This is a genomic window from Falsiroseomonas oryzae, assembly GCF_027856955.1.
GTDB classification, from domain to species: Bacteria; Pseudomonadota; Alphaproteobacteria; order Acetobacterales; family Acetobacteraceae; genus Falsiroseomonas; species Falsiroseomonas oryzae.
Genome location: NZ_JAPSMD010000430.1, coordinates 1 through 4,428 on the forward strand (window position 1 = coordinate 1; position 4,428 = coordinate 4,428).

Annotated in this window: 4 protein-coding genes; all 4 read left to right on the plus strand. The window is 72.8% G+C overall.

The window, feature by feature from the left end; all coding sequences use genetic code 11:
• On the plus strand, positions 1 to 871 hold an 871-nt coding region (locus OZN99_RS26235; RefSeq protein WP_333779775.1), incomplete at its 5' end, for a DUF2272 domain-containing protein.
• Positions 868 to 1,983, plus strand: a complete 1,116-nt coding sequence (locus OZN99_RS26240; RefSeq protein ID WP_270938183.1) for an NADH:flavin oxidoreductase/NADH oxidase — start codon at positions 868 to 870, stop codon at positions 1,981 to 1,983. The genes OZN99_RS26235 and OZN99_RS26240, both read left to right, overlap by 4 nt.
• A 106-nt stretch (positions 1,984 to 2,089) precedes the next feature.
• Positions 2,090 to 2,689 carry a hypothetical protein gene (locus OZN99_RS26245; protein ID WP_270938184.1) on the plus strand — a complete coding sequence of 200 codons (600 nt, stop codon included), beginning with the start codon at positions 2,090 to 2,092 and terminating at the stop codon, positions 2,687 to 2,689.
• Positions 2,690 to 2,889: 200 nt separating this feature from the next.
• Positions 2,890 to 4,017, plus strand: a complete 1,128-nt coding sequence (gene dnaN, locus OZN99_RS26250) for a DNA polymerase III subunit beta (RefSeq protein ID WP_270938185.1) — start codon at positions 2,890 to 2,892, stop codon at positions 4,015 to 4,017.
• Positions 4,018 to 4,428 lie beyond the last annotated feature (411 nt).

Below are 4,428 nucleotides of genomic sequence, written 5' to 3' on the forward strand. Positions count from 1 at the left end.
CGGCCACCGCGCCGGCGTGAGGCGGCTGCTGCCACTGCTGCCGGCCTGCCTCGTCGCGGCCTGCGCCGCGCCGCTGCCGCCGCCCATGACCTATCCGCCCGCGGCGGCCGAGCGCGTGGTGCGCATCGCGCTCGCCGAATGGCAGGACTGGGGCGGGCTGGAGCGCGAGGCCTTCGCGCCGCCGCCGGACGAGAGCCCCGAATCCGACCCCGCGAATTTCCCGCGCGTGCTGGCCTATTGGCGCGCGGTGCCCACGGATTACGGCGCCGTCGCGCGGAACCGGCGGCGCTACGAGGCGATGATGGCCGGCGAACGGCCCCCGCGCGGGCCGCTATGGGGCGACTTCGCCTGGTCCGCGGCCTTCGTCTCCTGGGTGTTCGTCTCGGCCGGGGTCGATGCGCGGGAGTTCCCGCCGAGCGCCACCCACGCCTTCTACCTCGACCGGCTGATCGCCGACGCGCAGCTCTACTCCGAGACCGCGCCCTTCCTGCCCCACGCGCCCGAGGAGTATGCGCCGCGGCCGGGCGACCTGCTCTGCGCGGACCGCAGCCCGAGCCCGCTGCTGCACTGGACGCACCGTGCGGCGGACAATGGCCGGGCGCGGCCGATGCATTGCGACATCGTGGTGCGCGGCGCGCCCGGCCTGGTCGAGGCGGTGGGCGGCAACGTGCTGGATGCGGTGACGCTCACCCGCTTTCCCGCCGACACGGTCGGGCGCGTGCTGCCCGCGCCGCCGGGGTCGCCGCGCTTCGTGGTCGTGATGGAAAGCCGGCTGGGGCGGCTGCCGCCCTGGACACCGGGCGCCACGCCCGCGACACCTGAGGCACTGCCCGTCGCGACATCCGCGGCGACGTCGGAGATCGCTGAATGACCCACCTGTTCGACCCCCTGACCCTGCGCGGCGTGACGCTGGCCAACCGCATCGGCGTGTCGCCGATGTGCATGTATTGCTGCGACGGCGACGGGAAGCCGACCGACTGGCACCTGGCGCATCTGCTGCAGCGCGCGATCGGGGGCGCGGGGATGGTGATGGCGGAAGCGACGGCGGTGACGGCGGATGGCCGGATCACGCCGGGCGACCTTGGCCTGTGGGAGGATGCGCAGCTGCCCGGCCATGTGCGGCTGGCGCAGGCCATCGCACGGGCCGGGTCGGTGCCGGCCATCCAGATCGGCCATGCCGGGCGCAAGGGCAGCCGCCTGGCGCAATGGCTGGACGGGCCGGCCGATCCGTCCTGGGAGACGGTCTCCGCCTCCGCCATCCCGATGGGCGACTTCGCCGCGCCGCGCGCCATGACGGAGGCGGAGATCCTGGCGCTGCCCGAGGCTTTCGCGGCCTGCGCGCGCCGCGCCGTGGCCGCCGGCTACCGGCTGATCGAGCTGCACGGCGCGCATGGCTACCTGCTGCACCAGTTCCTCTCGCCGCTGTCGAACCGCCGCAACGACCGCTGGGGCGGCGACTTCGAGGGCCGCACGCGGCTGACGCTGGCGGTGATCCGCGCCGTGCGGGAAGCGGTGCCGGAGGACATGCCGCTGTCGCTCCGCGTCTCCCACACTGACTGGGCGGAGGGCGGCTGGACGACGGAGGAGACGGTGGAGCTCGCGCGGCGGGCCAAGGCGGCGGGGATCGACCTGCTGGACGTGTCCTCCGGCGGCATCGACCCGTCGCGGCAGAAGATCCCGATCGGCCCTGGCTACCAGGTGCCCGGCGCCCAGGCCGTGCGGGAGGGCGCCGGCGTCGCCGTCGCCGCCGTCGGGATGATCACCGAGCCGGAGCAGGCGCAGGCGATCGTCGCGGAGGGCAAGGCGGACCTCGTGCTGCTGGCGCGCGCGGTGCTGCGCGATCCCTACTGGCCGATCCGCGCCGCCGCGGCGCTCGGCCGGCCGGACGCGGTGCAGAGCCCGCCGCAATACGAGCGGGGCTGGAACGCCATCGCGAAGCTGCGGATGCGCATGGAGACGGCGGAGCCGATGCCGCCGCTGTAGCGCCCCGGGGCGTCGGCCTGTTCCCCCGGGAACACGGGTCGGGCCGCCTGCACGGGCAGTTTCCCCTCCGTCGCCGCAACGATGCGGCTGCGGAGGAGAGACGGACGTGATCAGCTTCGACTACGTGCAGCACAGCAACGGCCTGGTCCTCGGCCATGTGCAGCTCCATTGCGCGCGCCAGCTGCTGGCGTGCAAGACATTGTCCGCGGCGAAGGACCAGAGCGGCGGCCTGGTGGGAACCCTGGCCGCCAAGGGCATCACCTCGGTCAAGAACCTGTCGATCGCGACGAAGAACGTCATCTTCGTGATCGACCATGTCCTGGTGAAGGACAGCGTCTGGCGGGCGCATGACGAGTGCGACTTCCTGCTGAACGGACAGTACTACCGGATGACGACCGGGTACCAGCCGCGCGACACGAAGAAGGCGGATTGGCACACCTGGGACAACTATCCGCCGGTCTCGGTGGCGAAGATCGCGCTGCCGCGCAGCCTGATGGCGAAGAAGCCACTGGTGCAGCAGGCGCAGCCCGCGCCGATGAACCAGGTGTCGCTGCCCACCGGTGGGCTCGGCCAGCCGGCGCCGACCGGCTTCTATGCCCTGGTCTCCCCGGACCCGCCGCAGACCGTGGCGACCAACCACTACGCCAGCATGGCGGATCTCGCCCAGGGGCAGGGGCCGAAGGAGAGTTTCTACATGACGGCCTGACCGAGGCAGGCGACGGGCCGGGCCCTGCCGCCCGACCCGTCGCCTGCCGGGCCACCCGCCTTCAACTTGCATCCATCGGCTGGTAAGGTGCCCGACCCCGCCGTAGGGCGGGGGTGGGGGCCAATCGCGGCGCCCCGGCAGGCGGCAGGGCGATGCGCCCCGTGGCCCCGGGTGCCGCAAGCGTCGGGAAGTCGGGTGCCATGAAGTTCTCGGTGGACAGGGCCGTTCTGCTGAAGGCGCTCGCACACGTGCAGAGCGTGGTGGAACGGCGCAACACCATCCCCATCCTGGCCAATGTCCTGCTCGAGGCGCGCGAGGGCGGCCTCAGGCTGACGGCGACCGACATGGAGATCGCGGTGGTGGAGGAGGTGCCGGGCGTCACCGTGACGCGCCAGGGCCGCACCACCGCGCCGGCCGCGACGCTCTACGAGATCGTCCGCAAGCTGCCGGAGACGGCGAAGATCGAGCTGGATCACCCCGGCGGCGACGCGCAGCTGACGCTGCGGGCGGCGCGCTTCGACGCGAAGCTGGCGGTGCTGCCGGTGGACGACTTCCCCTCCATGACGGAGGGCAAGCTGCCGCACAAATTCGCCCTGCCCGCCGGCCAGCTGCGCGAGCTGATCGACCGCACCCGCTTCGCGATCAGCACGGAGGAGACGCGCTACTACCTGAACGGCATCTACTTCCACGCCGCGGAGGCGGGCGGCGCCAAGGTGCTGCGCGCCGTCGCGACCGACGGCCACCGCCTGGCCCGCGTGGAGGAGCCATTGCCGGACGGGGCCGCCGGGATGCCGGGCGTCATCATCCCGCGCAAGACCGTGAACGAGCTGCGCAAGCTGGCCGAGGAGGTGCAGGACGAGATCGCCGTCGCGCTCTCCGACACCAAGATCCGTTTCACGCTGGGGCCGGTGCAGCTGACCTCCAAGCTGATCGACGGCACCTTCCCGGAATACGAGCGCGTCATCCCGCGCGGCAACGACAAGGTGCTGAAGGTCTCGAAGAAGGACTTCGCCGAGGCGGTCGGCCGCGTGGCCGGCATCAGCAGCGAGCGGTCGCGCCCGGTGAAGCTGTCGGTGGACCGCAACCACCTGCTGCTGTCCGCCGCGAGCGCGGAGCTGGGCCAGGCGCAGGAGGAGCTGGACGGCGACGTGGTCAGCTACGAGTCGAGCCCGATCGAGATCGGCTTCCAGGCGCGCTACCTGAACGACATCACCGACCAGATCGTCGAGCAGGTGGAGTTCCGCTTCGCCGACGGCTCCGCCCCCACCATCGTCACGGACAGCGCGAAGCCGGAGGCGCTGTACGTGCTGATGCCGATGCGGGTGTAGCGGCACTCCGGTTGCTGCACCGCACGCCTGCCCCGCAACACCATTTCAGGCAGGTGACGCGGCGGCGCAGCCTGCCATAGACTGGCCATCCGGGCACGCCCCCAGGGGAGGAGGTGTCGGATGGCGGCGCGTCTCCGCCACAGCGGGTCGTCCATAGCCCCGGCCAGGCTGGCGCGGGGCTGACGGGTGACGTTGCGCCCGAGCCCGAGCGCCACCCCGCGCGCGCGGCCATCCATTCTCTGCCCGATCCGTCGCACCGTGCCGGCCGTCGCGCCGCGCGCGGGCCTGCGCGCGTCCCCCGGTGCCGCCCGTTCCCAGGCCGGCCAGCAGGAACCCTCCGCATGACAGACCCCGCCTTCCCCCCGCTGCGGCCGCGCGCGGCCTGGCGCCTGGCCTTCGTCGGCCCGGCGC